The organism is Ruegeria sp. CDSC068, from assembly GCF_059610545.1.
The window spans coordinates 554959-573623 of record NZ_JBXWNV010000001.1 but is presented as its reverse complement, the minus strand read 5'-3'; the positions used below and the strand labels follow the sequence as shown (position 1 = coordinate 573623).

The window sequence follows — 18665 nt, the reverse complement described above, 5'->3', positions numbered from 1 at the left end:
GGAATGAAAATCGGGTTTATCGGTCTGGGCAACATGGGCAATCCGATGGCGGCCAACCTTGCCAAAGCAGGGCATGATGTCAGCGGCTTTGATATGGCGGATGTCACCGTGCCGGGTGTCACTATGGCCAGCTCCGGCCCTGAAGCCGCGGCCGATGCCGACATCGTCGTGACCATGCTGCCGAACGGACAGATCCTGCGGGCGGTGGCAAATGAGATCATTCCCGCCATGGCGCCCGGAGCGGTCTGGATCGACTGTTCGACGGTCGATGTAGACAGCGCCCGCGCCGTTGCCGAGCAAGCCAAGGAAGCGGACGTTCTCGCAGTAGACGCCCCGGTGTCGGGTGGCATCGGCGGTGCGGCAGCGGGTACGCTGACCTTCATGGCTGGCGGTAGCGACGCGGCGTTTGAAAAAGCATCGCCGCTGTTCGACATTATGGGTCAGAAAGCCGTGCATTGCGGCGAATCCGGTGCTGGTCAAGCGGCTAAGATTTGCAACAATATGATTCTGGGCGTGACCATGATCGCCACCTGCGAGGCCTTTGCATTGGCCGACAAGCTTGGGCTAGACCGGCAAAAGATGTTTGATGTGGTCAGCACGTCCTCGGGCTATAGCTGGACGATGAACGCCTACTGCCCCGCCCCGGGCGTTGGACCAGCCAGCCCCGCGGATAACGACTATCAACCCGGATTTGCGGCCGAGTTGATGTTAAAAGACCTGCGGCTCAGCCAGCAAGCTGCTGAAAGTTCGGACGCAGACACGCCAATGGGACAGGTTGCAACAGCGCTTTATGAGAAATTCGTCGAATCCGAAGACGGGCTGGGCAAGGATTTTTCCGCCATGCTGCCACGTTTTGAAAACCGTACCCGGAGCTAGTCGCCACAGGGTGGCGACTTCCTGCCCATCGGGTTGACCGGCAGACAAACAGCGGCCATCTGTTTCCTAACCGCGCTTTAACGCGAAAGGAAACATGATGTCGCGAATTCTGTCTGTTACTTTGACCATTGTCGCGCTTTCATTGAGTCCGGCTACAGCAATTGCAGGGAACGGAAAGAGTAAGGCGGGTCATTGCCCGCCAGGCTTGGCAAAAAAAGCAGTGCCCTGTGTTCCGCCGGGTCAGGTAAAAAACCAGTACAAAAAGGGCGACTATATCACGCGCGACTACCGCTGGATCAATGATCCCTACCGTTATGGTCTGAATCGCGGCGGATCCTACATTCGCGCGGGCGATTACGTTTATCGTGTCGACCCCGAAACGCAAAAGGTGCTGAACCTGATCGGCGCAGCGGCTGATATTCTTTACTAAAGAACTGCACTATTCCGCAGCAACGCGCGCACCGTCCAACATCGGTTTGAGATACCTGCCGGTATGACTGCGATCGACCTCGGCCACATTCTCGGGTGTCCCGGTTGCCACGATCTCACCACCGCCATCGCCGCCTTCCGGGCCGATATCAATGATGTGGTCGGCGGTTTTGACGACATCCAGATTGTGTTCAATCACAACGACAGTATTGCCCTGATCGACCAGTTCATGCAGCACTTCCAACAACTTGCGCACGTCTTCGAAATGTAGGCCAGTGGTTGGTTCATCCAGAATATACAAAGTTCGCCCGGTCGAGCGTTTGGACAATTCCTTTGAAAGCTTCACGCGCTGCGCCTCGCCACCCGAAAGTGTGGTCGCCTGCTGCCCAACCTTAATATAACCAAGCCCGACCCGCGCCAGTGCGTCCATTTTATCGCGGATCGACGGCACGGCCTTAAAGAACTCCTGCGCGTCTTCGACGGTCATATCAAGGACATCGGCGATAGACTTGCCTTTGAACTTGATCTCCAGCGTTTCGCGGTTGTACCGCGCGCCCTTACAGGTTTCGCAGGTGACGTAAACATCGGGCAGGAAATGCATCTCAATCTTGATGACACCGTCACCCTGACAGGCCTCGCAACGACCACCCTTGACGTTAAAGCTGAACCGTCCGGGCTTATAGCCGCGCGCCTTTGCCTCGGGCAGACCGGCAAACCAATCGCGGATCGGCGTGAAGGCCCCGGTGTAAGTCGCTGGATTTGAACGCGGAGTTCGCCCGATAGGGCGCTGGTCAATGTCGATGACCTTATCCAGATGCTCCAACCCCTTGATGGTTTCGCAGGGCGCCGGCGTTTGCCGCGCGCCGTTCAGGCGCATGGAGGCAGTTTTAAACAGCGTCTCAATCGTAAGCGTCGATTTCCCGCCGCCGGAGACACCAGTGACACAGACAAACTTGCCAAGCGGAAACTCCGCCGTCACGTTCTTCAGATTGTTCCCGGTCGCTTTGACAACCGTCACCTTCTTTTTGTTCCCTTTGCGTCGCTCAGCCGGTACCGAGATCTCGCGGGTTCCCGACAAGTATTGCCCGGTCATTGAGGCCGCATCAGCCGCGATTTGATCAGGTGTGCCTTTGCTGACAACCTGACCACCATGCACTCCAGCCCCCGGCCCGATGTCAAAAACATAATCCGCCTCGCGGATTGCTTCCTCGTCATGCTCGACGACAATCACTGTGTTACCCTGGTCACGCAGGTTCTTTAGCGTCCCAAGCAAGCGATCATTGTCCCGCTGGTGCAGACCAATGGACGGTTCATCCAGAACGTACAAAACTCCTGTCAAACCAGATCCGATCTGGCTGGCCAGACGAATGCGCTGGCTTTCACCACCAGACAAGGTACCACTTGAGCGGGACAGCGTAAGGTATTCCAAACCAACATTATTCAGAAATCCCAGCCGCTCGCGGATTTCCTTGAGAATGGCGCGTGCGATTTCGTTCTTCTGGACACTTAGATGGTTCGGTGCATCTTCGATCCAGGCCAGGGCCTCGCGGATCGACATCTGAACAACCTGCCCGACATGCGCGCCTGCGATCTTAACCGCCAGCGCCTCGGGACGTAGGCGATAGCCTTCACAGGCACCACAGGGACGATTGTTCTGATACCGCTCAAACTCTTCACGGATCCATGCGCTGTCGGTCTCGCGATAACGGCGCTGCATATTCGGGATCACGCCCTCAAAGCTGCGGGTGACCTGATAGACCCGCCCGCCTTCATCATAGCGGAATTGGATTTCTTCGTCGCCGGAACCGCGCAGAAACACTTGCTGCACCTTTGGCGGCAGGTCCTTCCACGGCGTGTTCTTGTCGAACTCATAGTGTCGGGCAATCGCTTCAATGGTCTGCAGGAAGTACGGCGACTTTCCCTTGCGCCAGGGCGCCAACGCCCCGTCGTACAGTTTCAGGGTCTGGTCCGGCACCACAAGGCGTTCGTCAAAGAACAGCTCGACACCAAGACCATCACAATCCGGACACGCCCCGAACGGAGCGTTGAACGAAAACAAACGGGGTTCGATTTCAGGAATGGTGAAGCCGCTGACCGGGCAAGCAAAGTTCTCGCTAAACGTGATCCGTTCCGGATCGCCCTCACGCGGCGCGGTTTCGAGAACGGCGATACCGTCGGCCAAGTCCAAAGCAGTACGCAAACTGTCGGCCAGCCGGGTCTCCATCCCTTCGCGCACGACAAGGCGGTCGACAACGACATCAATGTCGTGGCGATATTTCTTGTCCAGCGTGGGCGGTTCATCCAGTTCGTAGAATTCTCCGTCGACCTTAACGCGCTGAAAACCCTGCTTGCGCAGTTCAAGGAATTCTTTTTTGTATTCGCCTTTGCGGTCGCGCACGATGGGGGCGAGCAGGTATCCGCGTGTCCCCTCCTCCATCGTCATGATGCGGTCGACCATGTCCTGAACCTGCTGCGCCTCAATCGGCTGCCCAGTGGCCGGGCTGTACGGCGTTCCGGACCGGGCGAATAACAAGCGCATATAGTCATAGATCTCGGTGACCGTTCCGACGGTCGAACGCGGGTTTTTGGATGTAGTCTTCTGTTCAATCGAGATGGCCGGTGAAAGGCCGCTGATGTGGTCCACATCCGGCTTTTCCATCATGTCCAGAAACTGGCGCGCATAGGCTGACAGGCTTTCAACGTAACGCCGCTGGCCCTCGGCATAGATCGTGTCGAAAGCCAAAGACGACTTACCAGACCCCGACAGCCCGGTGATCACCACAAGCTGATCACGTGGGATGTCCACGTCGATACCTTTGAGGTTATGTTCGCGCGCTCCGCGCACTTCGATATTCTTCAGCTCAGCCATTTTTGGCCCCCAACACACAAGTGTCTTAGAAATAGGTGAACGACGCTGGAACTCCAACAGAAAAGTTAGAACAAAGCAAGAACCGTCATCTATTCGCCGATCCGACAAAGCAGCATCGCATTTGACACGCCGAAGCGTGGCACAATTTACGAAATTACCGCTGACTTTGTGGAAAATGGCGCGGTTGACGGGGCTCGAACCCGCGACCCCCGGCGTGACAGGCCGGTACTCTAACCAACTGAGCTACAACCGCGCATCTATTTTCGTGATCCCTTAACCCGGATCCAGGCTGACAGCAGTGGCGCGGTTGACGGGGCTCGAACCCGCGACCCCCGGCGTGACAGGCCGGTACTCTAACCATCTGAGCTACAACCGCCCGCTGTCTGTTCATCGCTGAACGTTTGGGTGTATTATGGCTACGCCCCGACATCGTCAAGCGGCGTTTTGAAGTTTTTTCGAAGAACCTGATTTTTTCCGATTGAGCCACCCACCCCCGAGGCCGGAAAACCAGCATTTCATGAGCTGGATCGAATTCACCACCGGCCATCTTGCCAACCAATCCGAGTCGCTGTAACAGCAGCGCCTACGGGTGATTAGCTCAGTGGTAGAGCGCTTCGTTCACATCGAAGATGTCAGGAGTTCAAATCTCTTATCACCCACCATTCCACTTCCTCAGAATCAACGCCTTCTAAGGCCTTGAAATTACAATGCTTGCCAGCTTGCATTTCAACTGCGTATCGTTCTTGCATCTGCCGTGTGATCAACCGGCGCTGAAGCACGGGGTTTCGCATGGCCAAATTGAAACGGGACATTGGCCTTGTCGGCCTGACCTTCATTTCGGTCGGTGGAATTATCGGTTCCGGCTGGTTGTTCGGCCCCCTCCTCGCAGTTCAACACGCAGGTCCTGCCGCTATCCTTTCGTGGATCATTGGCGCGGTGGCCATGTTCGTTCTTGCGATAACCTTCGCCGAGATCTCGGCCATGCTGCCCATTCCCGGAGGGATCGCCCGCGTCCCCCAGTTTTCGCACGGGAACATCGTTTCGATGGCAATGGGGTGGACCGCCTGGATTGGGTACAACACCACCGCCCCGATTGAGGTCGAGGCGATGCTTAAATACCTCGGGCCTTATGCTCCCTGGCTGCACACAGCCGATACGGGCGATTTGACCGGCGCGGGTATCGCCGTGGCGTTGTTTTTCATGTTGTTGTTCGTTGTCATTAATGCGTTGGGGGTAAAATTCTTCACGCAAGTCAACGCGACGCTGACATGGGCCAAAATTGCCATTCCTATCGTTCTGTCGATTCTGCTGATCGCAAGTCGATTTGACACCGGGAACTTCACCCAACCGGGTGGTTTTGCGCCGTACGGCTTGCAGGGCATCATGGCGGCTGTTTCAACCGGAGGCGTCATCTTTTCCTTCATCGGTTTCCGCCATGTGGTCGATATGGCTGGAGAGGTTCGAAACCACAAAGTCGCCATTCCTGCGGCACTGGTGCTGTCCATCATTCTGTGTGCAGCCATTTACGTCGGATTACAGATTGCGTTTATCGGCGCTCTTGACCCGGAGATGCTGAAGAACGGCTGGGCAAGCCTGAATTTTAGCGGTCAGGGGCCATTGGACGGGGTCATCCTATCGGTTGGGATCGTCTGGTTCCTGAGCGTTTTGAACATAGGTTCGGTCATTGGCCCCTTTGGCAACGGTTTGGTGTCCACCGGTTCGAACGCGCGTATCGCGATGGCCTTGTCACAGAACGGGTTCCTGCCAAAGCGTTTGCAAATACTGTCCTCATTTGGGGTGCCCTTGTGGGCCTTGGCGCTGAACTTTCTGATTGGAATTCTGTTCCTTCTTACGGTCCCGTTCACCACCGTTATTGCCCTGAATGGTGCGGCCATAGTCGTATCTTTTGCCGTTGGGCCAATCGCCGTTGTGTGCCTGCGCCGCCTGATGCCGGACCACCCGCGGTCCATTCGCATCCCTTTCGTCAAAGTGGTGGCCATCACGGCCTTCGCTGTCGCCACGCTCATCGTTTATTGGAGCGGATGGGACACCGTTTGCCGGCTTGGCATCGCGTTGATCGTCGGGTTTGTTCTTCTTCTGGCACGGTTCCACAATCGGTTGGACGAAATGGACATGACCGAGGCCCTGTGGCTGGTTCCCTATTTCGGAGGGATCGGCTTGATCTCGTTCCTGGGACAGTTCGGGGAAGGTGCGCTTAAGCAAATCCCCTTTGGTTGGGATATTTTGCTGTGTGTTCTGTTTTCAATCGTCATTTTTGGTCTGGCGGTCCGATCCTCCCTGTCCGCCAAAAAGTTTCAGACTTACATCGCCGAGGAAGAGGTTCTGGACCCGAAGAAACCCGTTATCGGCTTCTGAAAAAGAAAAAGGCGGGGAAAACCCCGCCTTTTCTTTGTCTATCGCCTATCGCTTAGTGCGTCGTGGCAGACGGGCTTGCGCTTTCAGTGGCCTTTGCAGCGGCTGCGGCAGCCTCTTCGGCAGCCTCATCCCACTCAATCGCTTCCGGCTCACGCACCAGCGCCAGTTTGAGAACTTCGGACACATGCTCTACCGGAATGATCTTCAGACCTTCTTTCACGTTGTCCGGGATCTCGGCCAAATCCTTTTCGTTCTCTTCCGGGATCAGAACAGTCTTGATGCCACCGCGCAGGGCCGCCAGCAGTTTCTCTTTCAAACCACCAATCGGCATCGCGTTGCCACGCAACGAAACCTCACCCGTCATCGCGATGTCCTTACGAACCGGAATACCGGTCAGCACGGATACGATCGAGGTCACCATGGCCAGACCAGCCGAAGGGCCGTCTTTCGGAGTCGCACCATCCGGCACGTGCACGTGGATGTCTATCTTGTCGAACTTGGGTGGCTTCACCCCAATCTGAGGCGAAATTGACCGCACATAGGACGACGCCGCATCGATGGATTCCTTCATCACATCGCCCAGCTTGCCGGTGGTCTTCATCCGACCCTTGCCCGGCAGTTTCAGCGCCTCGATATGCAACAGATCACCACCGACCGATGTCCACGCCAGACCGGTGACAACACCAACCTGATCGTCCTGTTCGGCCAGGCCATAGCGGAACTTGGGCACGCCCAGGAACTCATCCAGATTGTCTGGCGTCACCGTTACAGATTCAGCCTCTTTCTTGATGATCTTGGTCAGCGACTTCCGCGCCACCTTGGCGATTTCACGTTCTAAGTTCCGAACGCCAGCTTCCCGCGTGTAAGTGCGGATGATCGAATGCAGCGCGTCATCGGTCAGTTCGAACTCCTTGGCCTTCAGGCCGTGGTTCTTCACCTGCTTGCTGATCAGATGCTGTTTGGCAATCTCACTTTTTTCGTCCTCGGTGTAACCGGCCAGCGGAATGATCTCCATCCGGTCCAGCAAAGGCCCAGGCATGTTGTAGCTGTTGGATGTGGTCAGGAACATCACGTTGGACAGGTCGTATTCGACCTCAAGGTAGTGGTCCATGAATGTGCTGTTCTGCTCCGGGTCCAACACCTCGAGCATCGCCGAAGCCGGGTCACCACGGAAGTCCTGCCCCATCTTGTCGATCTCGTCGAGCAGGATGAGCGGGTTTGTGGTCTTCGCCTTTTTCAGCGCCTGGATGATCTTACCGGGCATTGAACCGATATAGGTCCGACGGTGTCCCCTGATCTCGGATTCGTCGCGCACACCACCCAGCGAGATGCGGATGAACTCACGCCCCGTCGCACGTGCAACCGACTTACCAAGCGAGGTTTTACCCACACCCGGAGGGCCAACAAGGCACATGATCGGGCCCTTCAGCTTTTTCGACCGCTGCTGAACAGCCAGATATTCGACGATCCGTTCCTTGACCTTCTCAAGGCCATAATGATCGGCATCTAGAATGTCCTGCGCGCGGCCCAGATCCTTTTTCACGCGGGATTTGGTGCCCCACGGCAAGGCCAGAATCCAGTCCAGATAGTTGCGTACGACGGTGGCCTCAGCCGACATCGGGCTCATGTTACGCAGCTTTTTCAGCTCGCCTTCGGCCTTTTCACGGGCCTCTTTCGACAGCTTGGTCTCTTCGATCTTGGCTTCCAGTTCGGCAACTTCATTGCTGCCGTCTTCGCCATCGCCAAGTTCCTTCTGAATGGCCTTCATCTGCTCATTCAGATAGTACTCGCGCTGCGTCTTCTCCATCTGGGTTTTGACGCGGGTCTTGATCTTTTTCTCGACCTGCAGAACCGACATTTCGCCCTGCATCAGGCCATAGACCTTCTCAAGTCGCTCGCTGACGCTTAGGGTTTCCAGCAGGTCTTGCTTTTGTTCGACTTCAATCCCCAAATGACCCGACACAAGGTCAGCCAGCTTTGCCGGTTCGGTGGATTCTCCAACTGCGGTCAACGCTTCTTCGGGGATGTTTTTGCGCACTTTCGCGTAACGCTCGAATTCATCCGCAACAGTGCGCTGCAGTGCTTCGGTTGTCGTAACGTCGCCCGGAATTTCGGTCAGATACTCGGCGCGGGCCTCAAAAAATTCTTCGTTTTCAAGGAATTCCGTGATCATCACACGGGCTTGGCCCTCGACCAGCACCTTCACGGTGCCGTCCGGCAATTTCAGCAATTGCAGTACATTGGCCAGCACACCGGAACGGTAGATGCCGTCTTCGGTTGGATCATCGTCGCTCGGGTCGATCTGGCTGGACAACAGAATCTGCTTGTCGTCCTGCATCACTTCTTCCAGCGCCCGGACGGATTTTTCCCGACCGACGAACAGCGGCACGATCATATGCGGGAAAACCACGATATCGCGCAGCGGCAGCACTGGGTATGAGGAGTTCAGGGGCTCTTGCATGCTCTATCCTTATCATTGGCAAGACGGCTCTGGTCCCTCATCGAGGCAACGCCCGGCCGTCTCCTGTCTTGGACGATAAAGGTGGGGCAGTAACCGCCCTATTTCAACCTTACCGCCATCTCTCATGGTGAGAATGACCTGAGGTGTTCGGGACTGCAAGGCACCTGATGGACTATTCGGTGATTTTGATAACCAAAACGCCAAGCGCCTATCAAACAGGCTCAATATCGCCTTGCGCGCGCTGCGCATGGAACTCGACCTGCCACGCATCGAATGTTCCGACAGCGATGGCGTCGCGCATGCCCTGCATGATCTCTTGGAAATAGTGCAGATTATGCCAGGTCAGCAGCATACCCGAAATCATCTCGTTCGAGCGGAACACATGGTGCAGATAGGCGCGGGAGTAGTTTGAACAGGCGGGACACGTGCAGTGTTCATCCAACGGGCGCGGATCGTCTGAATGGCGGGCATTCTTGATGTTCACCACGCCGTAGCGCGTGAAAACCTGCCCTGTGCGCCCCGAACGGGACGGCAACACGCAATCCATCATGTCAATGCCGCGCGCAACGGCGCCGACAATATCATCCGGTTTTCCAACGCCCATCAGATAACGTGGTTTGTCGACCGGCAGCATATCCGGCGCAAAGTCCAGCACGTCGAACATCGCCTGTTGGCCTTCGCCCACGGCAAGACCGCCAACGGCGTAACCTTCGAAACCGATCTCTTTCAGCGCCTCGGCCGATTCCTCGCGGAAATCCTGCTCAAGTCCGCCCTGCTGAATGCCGAACAAAGCGTGACCGGGACGATCCCCGAAAGTGTCACGCGACCGCTCGGCCCACCGCATCGACAGGCGCATCGACTCGGCAATGCGATTCCGGTCAGCGGGCAGCGCCGGGCACTCGTCGAAACACATGACAATGTCAGACCCCAACAGGCGCTGAATCTCCATCGACCGTTCAGGCGTCAATTCGTGGCGCGAGCCGTCGATATGAGATTTGAAGGTCACACCCTTTTCGGTCAGCTTGCGCAACCCGGCCAGCGACATAACCTGAAACCCACCGGAATCCGTCAGGATCGGCCGTTCCCAATTCATGAACTTGTGCAACCCGCCCAAACGGTCGATCCGCTCGGCTGTCGGACGCAGCATCAAGTGATAGGTGTTGCCCAAAAGGATGTCCGCCCCTGTGGCGCGTACGCTTTCCGGCATCATCGCTTTGACCGTTGCCGCGGTGCCAACCGGCATAAAGGCCGGCGTGCGCACCTCACCGCGTGGAGTATGGATTACCCCGGTGCGTGCTTTGCCATCCGTGGCTTTCAGGTCAAATGAGAAACGGTCTGTCATGTGAATGCCTCAGGGTCGCTGAACCGGGCAGCAACTGCCCGATCTTCGCTGGTATTGCAAGCCGTCAGGGCAATGACGCAACGCGGTCAGTGAACAGGCTGACAACCCCTGCCCCATCCACATCCCGGCATACGCGCACCATTGGTCTGTTGGCATCCGGTCGGGTTGCCCCGATTTGCGGACCATCTACCTCAACCTGAAGCCCGGTTTCGACTATCTCGAACATGGGTTCGTGGGTGCAGGCAATCACAGCCGTCGAGTCGTGCAGGCCGCACCCTTCCAATCCACCGATATCCTTGTAGAATTTCAGATAAAATTTCGAGATGTCGCGCAGGAAACCGCCCATGTCAGCGGAACGCGCCGCCAATGCATCAAAATCCGCAGTCTCGTACAGAGTTTTCAGCGTGACATCCAAGCCGACCAGAACAGTATCTGGCGGAGACGCAAACACTGCATCCGCGGCCTGCGCATCGTGATAGATGTTGGCCTCGGCATGCTCCGTGATGTTCCCGGGGCAAAACACGGCACCGCCCATGATCACCAGTCGCTTGATGTTGCCTGCAAACTCTGTGTCCAACCGCATGGCATCGGCGACATTGGTCAACGGACCAATGGCGCAGACGACCAGCTCACCTTTGTGTTCCCGCGCCTGCTCGACAAGGAATTCAGCCGCTGTCAGGGGGTGATTTTCTCCAATCTGCGGAATGTCAGTCAAATCACCGAATCCTTCGGGGCCATGCACGTGCTCGGACGGGTCGTATGTGGTCGCACCAACTGGAAGCGGCGCCCCCTCAGCCACTGGCGCGTCCAGTCCCAGTTTATGGAGCAAGAACCGCGCGTTGCGGCTGGATTGGTGCACATGCGTGTTGCCGAAAACCGTGGTCAGGCCGATCAGGTCTATTTCTGGTGCAGCGGCGGCATAGGCAATGGCCATCGCATCGTCGATGCCCGGATCTGTATCAATTATCAGTTTCATCCCCGCCCGATAGCGCAATCACAACCGGATGCAAAGCAGCCACATTCAAAATATTCCACGCTACATTGTGGTTTTCAGAGATTTGCATCTATCCCCATTCCCGCCATACCAGAGTTGAAAATGGGCGAGTCAATCCCCAAGTGTATACCATAGTACACAAAAATATAGAGGACAGATATGACCGAAGAACAGATCATTGGGTTGCTAACATCGAACATCATTTACCTGCTTGCAGCAGTTCTGATTGTCGTCGTTATTTTCAAAGGCATCAAAATTGTGCCTCAGTCCGAAAAATACGTGGTTGAACGCTTTGGCCGCCTGCACTCGGTGCTTGGCCCCGGAATCAACTTTATCGTTCCTTTTCTAGATGTTGCGCGTCACAAGATATCCATTCTTGAACGCCAGCTGCCGAATGCGACGCAGGACGCGATCACCAAGGACAACGTTCTGGTTCAGATCGATACTTCGGTGTTTTACCGTATTCTTGAACCGGAAAAGACCGTGTACCGTATCCGTGACGTCGACGGAGCGATTGCAACAACCGTTGCAGGTATCGTCCGTGCCGAAATCGGTAAAATGGATCTGGATGAGGTGCAGTCCAATCGCGCGCAACTGATTGAACGCATTCAGGAAAGCGTCGAAACTGCCGTTGACGACTGGGGGATCGAAGTCACCCGCGCCGAGATTCTGGACGTAAACCTGGATCAGGCCACACGCGATGCGATGTTGCAGCAGTTGAACGCCGAACGCGCCCGCCGCGCGCAGGTGACCGAGGCTGAAGGTCAGAAACGTTCGGTCGAATTGAATGCCGACGCGGAACTTTATGCGGCCGAGCAGACCGCAAAAGCCCGCCGTATTCAGGCCGAGGCCGAAGCTTATGCAACCGGCGTTGTCGCCAAGGCCATTCAGGACAATGGTATCGAGGCTGCCCAGTATCAGGTCGCGTTGAAGCAGGTCGAATCCCTGAACGCGCTGGGTAACGGCACCGGGTCGCAGACCATCGTGGTTCCCGCCAATGCGCTTGAGGCCTTTGGCGATGCCTTCAAGATGTTGAAAGGAGGAAAGTAATGGCTGATCCCTTCTGGCTAACATGGTGGCTCTGGCTGGCCGGAGCGCTAGCTCTGGGCATACTTGAGATCGTCTTGCCGGGGTTCATCTTTCTTGGCTTTGCGATTGGAGCGGCGGTCACAGGGCTTTTGCTTGTGATCCCCGGTTTTGCCCCGAGCCTGGCGGTCTTGCTTTTGATCTTTGCGGGTCTTTCGCTTGTGGCCTGGCTGATCCTGCGGCGCATGTTCGCCCTGCCCCATGGCCAGGTGAAAACCTTCCGCCACGATATCAACGATTGATCCAAATCGACGCAGCGTCCCGGGGGCCACACGGCACCACTGGACGCTGCCCCAGCCTTTCCCTATATAATTTCTCAGGTAACAGCCCCGAGGCACGAATGACCCATCCAAGTGAACAGTTCGAAGGTACGCCGCTGATCGCGCCTTCGACCATCGATCATCCACTCTACGATTCCGTGGTCGAGGCTTGCAGATCCGTCTTCGATCCCGAGATTCCGGTGAATATCTACGATCTGGGTCTGATCTATACGATCGATATTACCAAGGAAAACGCGGTGAAGGTCATCATGACACTGACCGCACCCGGATGCCCGGTCGCCGGTGAAATGCCGGGCTGGATTGTCGAGGCCATCGAACCGGTCGCTGGCGTCAAAGAAGTTGACGTCGAGCTGACATGGGAGCCCCCCTGGGGCATGGAGATGATGTCAGACGAAGCACGTCTTGAACTGGGATTCATGTAGAATTTCGCTTAGCTTTACCGAGTAAAGCATTGAAGGATAACAAAAAGGGCTGTCCATGAACCGGGGCAGCCCTTTTTGCATCAAAGGGCCCGAGCGGCCTATTCCACGCCGCAGGTCGATTTTATCTCGGCCGCGCGCTGATCCAGCTCTTTGACGTAATCGCCATTCAACATGCTGAGCCTTTTTTGCTCGGTTCCCGTGACCAGTCCCAGCAATGCACCGGCAGGAGTGATCGCAATGATACTTTCTGCCTGCTGGTCTTCTGCGTGCTTCTTTTCTGCGGCGATGGCCCGAAGATCCCCCTCAGCGGTTGCGCAATTCACCGGATGCCGCGCGCCATCCGTTGCTGCATGCCCCAAACCTGCGGTCAGAAAGACTGTGGCTACAACTTGCATCGTTATGATTTTTCTGCGGAAATGCCTGTTCACTACCATCTTTATTCGCCCTTCGCTCAAATATCTTGTTACAACCGTCAGGCTAAGGCGAAGACCGTGAGGGACGCAAGTTTGCTGTGGCAATTGGTCGTTTGGCAGCGTCACTGCCGGTAAAACTTAGGTCAGCAGGTCTGCTATGTCTTGAGCCTGACGCCTCTCGGCCCTAGATTGGGGATAACGTAGCGCAACGGAGACCACCATGTTTGGCATTCCCGGCAAACAAGCCGTGACAATGACGACCAAAGCGGCCGAGCAGATCGCACGCCTGATGGCGACCGGCGGTCACGCCGGTTTGCGCATTGGCGTCAAGAAAGGCGGCTGCGCTGGCATGGAATACACCATGGACTACGTGGATGAAGCCGATACCAACGACGAAGTGGTCGAACAGGACGGTGCCCGCATCATGATCGCACCAATGGCGCAGATGTTTCTGTTCGGAACTGAAATCGACTATGAGGTCTCGCTTCTGGAAGCCGGGTTCAAGTTCCGTAACCCGAATGTTGTGGACGCTTGCGGATGCGGCGAATCCATCAAATTTGACGAGACGCTTTCCACACAAAACTAAGTCGCCTGCAGGTGCAGATAGGTTTCGTTGTAGCGCCGCGTAAGATGGTCACCTGCGCTGATCGTTTTGCCTGAGCTTGGCGGAGCAACGTTGGTGTCGTAGGACGGGTTAAAGAACAGTGGGACCGAAATGCGTTCCTGCGTCCCGCCTACGACGCGGTGCTCGGTGGCTTTGACTTTTCCCGCGGTCCAGAATTCCAGCATCTCTCCAAAGTTGATGATGAATGTACCAGGCTCTGCAGAGACAGGTTGCCAGCTATTATCCGGCATGCGGACCTCAAGCCCTGAGACCCCGTCTGTGGCCAGTAATGTCAGACACCCATAGTCAGTGTGCGCCCCGATGCCAAAATCCCGATCACCTGCCCATGCCGGGCGTTCTGGATAGTAGTTCCCGCGCAATAGGGCCATTGGCGTGTCAAAGGCACGATCAAAACTGAGTTTATCCCGGCCCAAAGCGACCGCAATGGCCTGAAGAACGCGCATCGCCACATTGCAAGCGTCAATGTAGTAAGCTCTGATAATACCTTGAAATTCTACAGGATTATTCGGCCACAGGTTCGGAGCATATACACTGAGCCCTTTTCCGGCATAAGAATTTCCCGCAGGCAATTCGAAACCACAGTCGAACACTTCCTTGAAATCCGGATTAGCCTTGGGGTCGACCTGTTCTGATCGCGGCGCGCCCCACCCTCGGTTTGAACCCGTCATCGCCATATCAACGGTTTTTTTCTGGACGTCCGGCAAATGGAAGAAGTCGCGATACGCCTCGATCACGTTTCGGACTTGATCGGCGTTCAACCCGGTGTTCGACACCGTTAAAAACCCAACTTCTCCAATAGCATGCAGCAGCTTTGCCATCTCTGAAGCCTCGCGTTCATCCAGTTTTTTCAGATCCAGATCGTCGATCATGCCGCCCTCCACAATACCGCGGAACCTGCCGTTGTGGTCGGACCTTTGCAACCGGAATTGTCAGGCCCGGCTGGTGGTGCTATCCGATGAGCAAACAAAGACTTATTTGGGGGTACGCGTTATGCGGCGCAAGCTGGCAGCTGGAAACTGGAAAATGAACGGAACTGCGGCTGCATTGCCCGAGCTTCAGTCGCTGGCTACATCGTTTCCTGATGCATCGGTGGACGTCCTGATTTGCCCACCAGCGACCCTGCTGCATCGCGCGGCAGAGGCGGTGAAAGGCACGGGAATTACCGTCGGCGGTCAGGATTGCCATGCAGCCGAATCCGGCGCACATACCGGCGATGTCAGTGTTCAGATGCTTGTTGATGCCGGGGCAAGCGCCGTCATTCTTGGGCATTCAGAGCGGCGCGAAGATCACGGCGAGCAGAATGAGGATGTGCGCGCCAAAGCACGTTCCGCGATGGACGCGGGCCTGAAAGCCATCATTTGCGTCGGTGAAAGCCTGGAACAGCGCGAGGCCGCGAACACATTGGACATTATCGGCGGTCAGATGTCCGGCTCGATCCCGGATCAGTCGACCGGTGAGAACCTGGTTGTCGCCTATGAACCGATCTGGGCCATTGGCACCGGCAAGGTCCCCACACTGGACGAGATCGGAGAAGTGCACGACTTCATCCGCGCCCGGCTTGAGCGTCGATTTGGCGAAGGTGTCGGCCGCTCGGTCCGTTTGCTCTATGGTGGTTCGGTCAAACCGGGAAATGCAGCCGAAATCTTTGCAGTCTCTAATGTGGACGGGGCTTTGGTGGGCGGCGCAAGCCTGAAAGCCCAGGACTTTTCCGGCATTATCGACGCCCTGCAAAAGGCCTGAGGTCAGGCTAGTTTCATTGTCACCAGCCCCGCCACAATTAGGGCCGCCGCGACCAGGCGGGGCGCGGTCAGCGCCTCGCCCAGAAACATCACGCCGACCATAAAGGCACCGACAGCACCGATGCCGGTCCAGATCGTATAGGCCGTGCCCAAAGGCAGATCGCGCATCGCTAGGGCAAGCAATCCGAATGATCCGATCATCGACACGCCCATCAGGGCCGTAGGCCATAGGCGCGTGAAACCGGCAGATTGCTTCATGGCGACGGCCCAGACAATTTCCAGCAGGCCAGCGAATAGCAATAATATCCAAGGCATTTGGACACCTCATATCTCTTCGGGTCGTCCCGAATGATCAGCCAAATCGGCGAGGTCGTCCTCGGTTGAAAGATATACCCACTGAACTGTGGTTCAAGAGGTTGGATTTTTAATAGAGCAACTAGGGACACCCGGGCGGGCAAACGATCGTCGCCTGATTGACGAGATGAAACTCTAAATGCGGAAATTCAACCGGTGATACGAAACTGATGGGTTCGCGTTTAGGTTGGTATCCAATGGGTTACCGATTATCTGGATCGATTCCGCACGCAAAAAAGGGCCGGGTCTGACAAAAGACCCGGCCCTCTGTTCTGTCAAAGAAACCGCTAGTTCGTAATGATCTCAGGCCCCATGAACGTGTTGGGCAGGAAGGTCGATATCCACGGTATGTACGTCACCATGATCAGGAAGACGAACAGGACAGCCAGGAACGGCAGCGCCGCCTTCACAACGCTCATCATCGGCATACCGGCCACGCCCGAGGTCACGAACAGGTTCAACCCAACCGGAGGCGTAATCATCCCAATCTCCATGTTCACCACCATGATGATGCCCAGATGGATTGGGTCGATGCCCAACTCGATGGCGATCGGGAACACCAGAGGTGCCACGATAACCAACAGTCCCGAAGGTTCCATGAACTGGCCACCGATCAGCAGGATCACGTTGACCACAATCAGGAAGGTAACCGGCCCCAGACCCGCCGATAGCATTGCACTAGCGATGTGCTGAGGCACCTGTTCATCTGTCAGCACGTGCTTCAGGATCAGCGCGTTGGCGATGACGAACAACAACGTCACCGTCAACTTACCGGCCTCAAACAGCGTTTGCTTGGTGTCGGGGTGAAAGAACGCCGTGACTAAAGCATAGGGCTTTTTCAACAGCGGAATGTTCTGCCCATCCCCATTGGTGCTAAGCGGACCCATGTCCTTGTAGACAAAGCTGGCAATAAAGAAGGCATAGACGGCTGCGACAGCAGCGGCTTCGGTCGGTGTGAAGATACCGCCATAAATACCACCCAGAATGATGACGATCAGGAACAGACCCCAACCGGCTTCGCGGGCCGAGATAAAGATCTCGCCCCAACCTTTCCATTCACCCTTGGGCAGGTTCTTGACTTTTGCCATCACGTAGATCGTAACCATCAGCATCAGACCCGCCATCAGGCCCGGAATGACGCCCGCAAGGAACATCCGCCCAACCGAGACCTCAACGGCGGCGGCATAGACCACCATGACAATGGACGGCGGGATCAGAATGCCCAGCGTACCCGCGTTACAGATCACACCCGCAGCGAACTCCTTAGAATAGCCAACCTGTCGCATACCGGCGATGACGATAGAACCGATGGCTACAACAGTCGCCGGAGACGACCCCGACAGCGCGGCAAACAGCATACAGGCAAAGACACCCGCAATCGCCAGACCGCCCGGCAAATGCCCGACACAGGCGATGGAAAAGCGGATGATCCGACGCGCCACTCCACCGGTCGTCATGAAGGACGACGCAAGAATGAAGAACGGGATCGCCAACAGAGTGAAGTGGCCTTCAAAGGCTTCGAACAGGGTTCCCGCGACCGAAGCCAACGAACTGTCGGAATAAATCAGCAGAAACAGGGTCGAGCTAAGACCCAGGGCCACCGCAATCGGCACACCGATCAGCAACAGGCCGATGACCATAGAGAATAGAAGTACGACGTCCATTAGTCATGCTCTCCTTGCTGAGCCCGGACTTCTTCGATCTCGTCCTCGACTTCGTGACTGGCAACAAGACGGTCGGTCTCACCCCGCCAGATTTGTACTGCGACCTGAGCGAAGCGGATCACTAGAAGCAGCATCGACACCGGCAACACCAGATACGGCACCACCTTGGGCAATTTTTCATACCCCTCGCCGTAGTTGATCAGATCCTCGAGGAAGCGCAGTGGCGCGACCATCGGTATATCGTCAACTTCATAGAAACTCTGGCTGCGTGCGTCGAAATTGAACCCGGTCGGGAACCAGCGGCCCGATGTTGGCGGCAGGTCCGCAAACACGGCCCAGTAGTCATACGACCCTTTCAGAAGCAGAAGCGAGAACACCAGACAGCACGCCACTGATATCAGCGCCAGAATGCGGCGTGGCGCCGGGGCCAGCATGTTCAGGATTGCATCAACACCCAGATGCGCGTGTTTCTTGACCGCATAAGAGGCCCCCAACAACACCAGCCAGCCAAAGGTGAAAACCGTCAGCTCAAGCGCCCATAAGATATTGGAGTTAAACACAAAACGCGCGATCACGTTGGCGAAGGTTACGACCGTCATCACGCCCAACAGAGCGGCAATCATGGTCTCTTCGATATGGTCGACCAGCCCGCCTTGGCCGGGTTTCGAACCAGACATTTTTCTGTCCCCACATTATTGGTGATGAGAGTTAGGTGTGGCGGGCCAAATTACGGC

The 18665-nt window shown here is 56.2% G+C and carries 17 protein-coding genes and 3 tRNA genes; 9 read left to right on the top strand and 11 right to left on the bottom strand.

Annotation, left to right across the window (positions count from 1 at the left end):
• Positions 1–3 precede the first annotated feature (3 nt).
• The gene (mmsB, locus tag AC2FID_RS02710) at positions 4–876 is read left to right on the top strand and encodes a 3-hydroxyisobutyrate dehydrogenase (protein ID WP_496835285.1); all 873 of its coding nucleotides are present in this window, start codon (positions 4–6) and stop codon (positions 874–876) included.
• Between the two features lie 97 nt (positions 877–973).
• Entirely contained in the window at positions 974–1306 is a 333-nt protein-coding gene (locus AC2FID_RS02705) for a hypothetical protein (RefSeq protein WP_282168386.1), read from the top strand.
• A gap of 9 nt (positions 1307–1315) precedes the next feature.
• Here AC2FID_RS02705 and uvrA read toward each other — a convergent pair whose 3' ends face one another.
• From uvrA to AC2FID_RS02690, 3 genes are all read right to left on the bottom strand, one after another.
• Complete coding sequence (gene uvrA, locus AC2FID_RS02700) at positions 1316–4174, bottom strand: excinuclease ABC subunit UvrA (RefSeq protein WP_108858724.1); 2859 nt, start codon at positions 4172–4174, stop codon at positions 1316–1318.
• Between the two features lie 176 nt (positions 4175–4350).
• Positions 4351–4427 (bottom strand) — tRNA-Asp (locus AC2FID_RS02695).
• Positions 4428–4473: 46 nt separating this feature from the next.
• Positions 4474–4550, bottom strand: a tRNA-Asp gene (locus AC2FID_RS02690).
• Positions 4551–4761: 211 nt separating this feature from the next.
• On the opposite strand from AC2FID_RS02690, the gene AC2FID_RS02685 reads away from it, so the two are divergent.
• Together AC2FID_RS02685 and AC2FID_RS02680 are read left to right on the top strand one after the other, a co-directional pair.
• Positions 4762–4836: transfer RNA gene (locus AC2FID_RS02685), tRNA-Val, on the top strand.
• A 127-nt stretch (positions 4837–4963) separates the two neighbouring features.
• A complete protein-coding gene (locus tag AC2FID_RS02680) occupies positions 4964–6550 on the top strand; it encodes an APC family permease (protein WP_496835283.1) in 1587 nt (528 codons plus the stop codon).
• Between the two features lie 52 nt (positions 6551–6602).
• Here the strand turns inward: AC2FID_RS02680 and lon are convergent, their stop codons facing one another.
• The 3 genes from lon to AC2FID_RS02665 all read right to left on the bottom strand — a co-directional run bounded on the left by lon (position 6603) and on the right by AC2FID_RS02665 (position 11329).
• A complete protein-coding gene (lon, locus tag AC2FID_RS02675; RefSeq protein ID WP_058277828.1) occupies positions 6603–9011 on the bottom strand; it encodes an endopeptidase La in 2409 nt (802 codons plus the stop codon).
• 211 nt (positions 9012–9222) lie between these two features.
• Positions 9223–10353, bottom strand: coding sequence for a tRNA guanosine(34) transglycosylase Tgt (tgt, locus tag AC2FID_RS02670; protein WP_496835281.1), 1131 nt, complete (start codon positions 10351–10353; stop codon positions 9223–9225).
• Positions 10354–10417: 64 nt separating this feature from the next.
• Positions 10418–11329, bottom strand: a complete 912-nt coding sequence (locus tag AC2FID_RS02665) for a nucleoside hydrolase (RefSeq protein ID WP_496753887.1) — start codon at positions 11327–11329, stop codon at positions 10418–10420.
• A gap of 177 nt (positions 11330–11506) precedes the next feature.
• On the opposite strand from AC2FID_RS02665, the gene AC2FID_RS02660 reads away from it, so the two are divergent.
• The 3 genes from AC2FID_RS02660 to AC2FID_RS02650 all read left to right on the top strand — a co-directional run bounded on the left by AC2FID_RS02660 (position 11507) and on the right by AC2FID_RS02650 (position 13136).
• Complete coding sequence (locus AC2FID_RS02660) at positions 11507–12397, top strand: SPFH domain-containing protein (RefSeq protein WP_058277825.1); 891 nt, start codon at positions 11507–11509, stop codon at positions 12395–12397.
• The gene (locus tag AC2FID_RS02655; RefSeq protein WP_108858729.1) at positions 12397–12675 is read left to right on the top strand and encodes an NfeD family protein; all 279 of its coding nucleotides are present in this window, start codon (positions 12397–12399) and stop codon (positions 12673–12675) included. Before AC2FID_RS02660 ends, AC2FID_RS02655 begins: the two co-directional genes overlap by 1 nt.
• 98 nt (positions 12676–12773) lie before the next feature.
• On the top strand, positions 12774–13136 hold the full coding sequence (locus AC2FID_RS02650) for an SUF system Fe-S cluster assembly protein (RefSeq protein ID WP_058271500.1): 363 nt from the start codon (positions 12774–12776) through the stop codon (positions 13134–13136).
• A 98-nt stretch (positions 13137–13234) separates the two neighbouring features.
• On the opposite strand, the gene AC2FID_RS02645 is transcribed toward AC2FID_RS02650, so the two are convergent.
• On the bottom strand, positions 13235–13531 hold the full coding sequence (locus AC2FID_RS02645) for a hypothetical protein (RefSeq protein ID WP_496739898.1): 297 nt from the start codon (positions 13529–13531) through the stop codon (positions 13235–13237).
• A 238-nt stretch (positions 13532–13769) separates the two neighbouring features.
• Between AC2FID_RS02645 and AC2FID_RS02640 the strand changes: the two genes are divergently transcribed.
• Complete coding sequence (locus AC2FID_RS02640) at positions 13770–14135, top strand: HesB/IscA family protein (protein ID WP_058271498.1); 366 nt, start codon at positions 13770–13772, stop codon at positions 14133–14135.
• On the opposite strand, the gene AC2FID_RS02635 is transcribed toward AC2FID_RS02640, so the two are convergent.
• Positions 14132–15043, bottom strand: coding sequence for an isopenicillin N synthase family dioxygenase (locus AC2FID_RS02635; protein WP_496835277.1), 912 nt, complete (start codon positions 15041–15043; stop codon positions 14132–14134). The genes AC2FID_RS02640 and AC2FID_RS02635 overlap by 4 nt on opposite strands.
• 121 nt (positions 15044–15164) lie before the next feature.
• Here AC2FID_RS02635 and tpiA point away from each other — a divergent pair, with 121 nt between their 5' ends.
• Positions 15165–15914 carry a triose-phosphate isomerase gene (gene tpiA, locus AC2FID_RS02630; protein ID WP_496835275.1) on the top strand — a complete coding sequence of 250 codons (750 nt, stop codon included), beginning with the start codon at positions 15165–15167 and terminating at the stop codon, positions 15912–15914.
• 2 nt (positions 15915–15916) lie between these two features.
• On the opposite strand, the gene AC2FID_RS02625 is transcribed toward tpiA, so the two are convergent.
• The 3 genes from AC2FID_RS02625 to AC2FID_RS02615 form a co-directional block, all read right to left on the bottom strand.
• Positions 15917–16228: a DMT family transporter gene (locus tag AC2FID_RS02625; RefSeq protein ID WP_058277821.1), complete on the bottom strand. Its 312-nt coding sequence runs from the start codon at positions 16226–16228 to the stop codon at positions 15917–15919.
• Between the two features lie 326 nt (positions 16229–16554).
• Entirely contained in the window at positions 16555–17931 is a 1377-nt protein-coding gene (locus AC2FID_RS02620; RefSeq protein ID WP_496835274.1) for a TRAP transporter large permease, read from the bottom strand.
• On the bottom strand, positions 17931–18608 hold the full coding sequence (locus AC2FID_RS02615) for a TRAP transporter small permease (RefSeq protein ID WP_058271493.1): 678 nt from the start codon (positions 18606–18608) through the stop codon (positions 17931–17933). The genes AC2FID_RS02620 and AC2FID_RS02615 overlap by 1 nt, the downstream gene beginning before the upstream one ends.
• Positions 18609–18665: the final 57 nt, after the last annotated feature.

Coding starts and splice junctions, on each gene's coding strand:
- mmsB (WP_496835285.1), top strand. CDS start 4: ATGAAAATCGGGTTTATCGGTCTGGGCAACATGGGCAATCCGATGGCG.
- AC2FID_RS02705 (WP_282168386.1), top strand. CDS start 974: ATGTCGCGAATTCTGTCTGTTACTTTGACCATTGTCGCGCTTTCATTG.
- uvrA (WP_108858724.1), bottom strand. CDS start 4,174: ATGGCTGAGCTGAAGAATATCGAAGTGCGCGGAGCGCGCGAACATAAC.
- AC2FID_RS02680 (WP_496835283.1), top strand. CDS start 4,964: ATGGCCAAATTGAAACGGGACATTGGCCTTGTCGGCCTGACCTTCATT.
- lon (WP_058277828.1), bottom strand. CDS start 9,011: ATGCAAGAGCCCCTGAACTCCTCATACCCAGTGCTGCCGCTGCGCGAT.
- tgt (WP_496835281.1), bottom strand. CDS start 10,353: ATGACAGACCGTTTCTCATTTGACCTGAAAGCCACGGATGGCAAAGCA.
- AC2FID_RS02665 (WP_496753887.1), bottom strand. CDS start 11,329: ATGAAACTGATAATTGATACAGATCCGGGCATCGACGATGCGATGGCC.
- AC2FID_RS02660 (WP_058277825.1), top strand. CDS start 11,507: ATGACCGAAGAACAGATCATTGGGTTGCTAACATCGAACATCATTTAC.
- AC2FID_RS02655 (WP_108858729.1), top strand. CDS start 12,397: ATGGCTGATCCCTTCTGGCTAACATGGTGGCTCTGGCTGGCCGGAGCG.
- AC2FID_RS02650 (WP_058271500.1), top strand. CDS start 12,774: ATGACCCATCCAAGTGAACAGTTCGAAGGTACGCCGCTGATCGCGCCT.
- AC2FID_RS02645 (WP_496739898.1), bottom strand. CDS start 13,531: ATGCAAGTTGTAGCCACAGTCTTTCTGACCGCAGGTTTGGGGCATGCA.
- AC2FID_RS02640 (WP_058271498.1), top strand. CDS start 13,770: ATGTTTGGCATTCCCGGCAAACAAGCCGTGACAATGACGACCAAAGCG.
- AC2FID_RS02635 (WP_496835277.1), bottom strand. CDS start 15,043: ATGATCGACGATCTGGATCTGAAAAAACTGGATGAACGCGAGGCTTCA.
- tpiA (WP_496835275.1), top strand. CDS start 15,165: ATGCGGCGCAAGCTGGCAGCTGGAAACTGGAAAATGAACGGAACTGCG.
- AC2FID_RS02625 (WP_058277821.1), bottom strand. CDS start 16,228: ATGCCTTGGATATTATTGCTATTCGCTGGCCTGCTGGAAATTGTCTGG.
- AC2FID_RS02620 (WP_496835274.1), bottom strand. CDS start 17,931: ATGGACGTCGTACTTCTATTCTCTATGGTCATCGGCCTGTTGCTGATC.
- AC2FID_RS02615 (WP_058271493.1), bottom strand. CDS start 18,608: ATGTCTGGTTCGAAACCCGGCCAAGGCGGGCTGGTCGACCATATCGAA.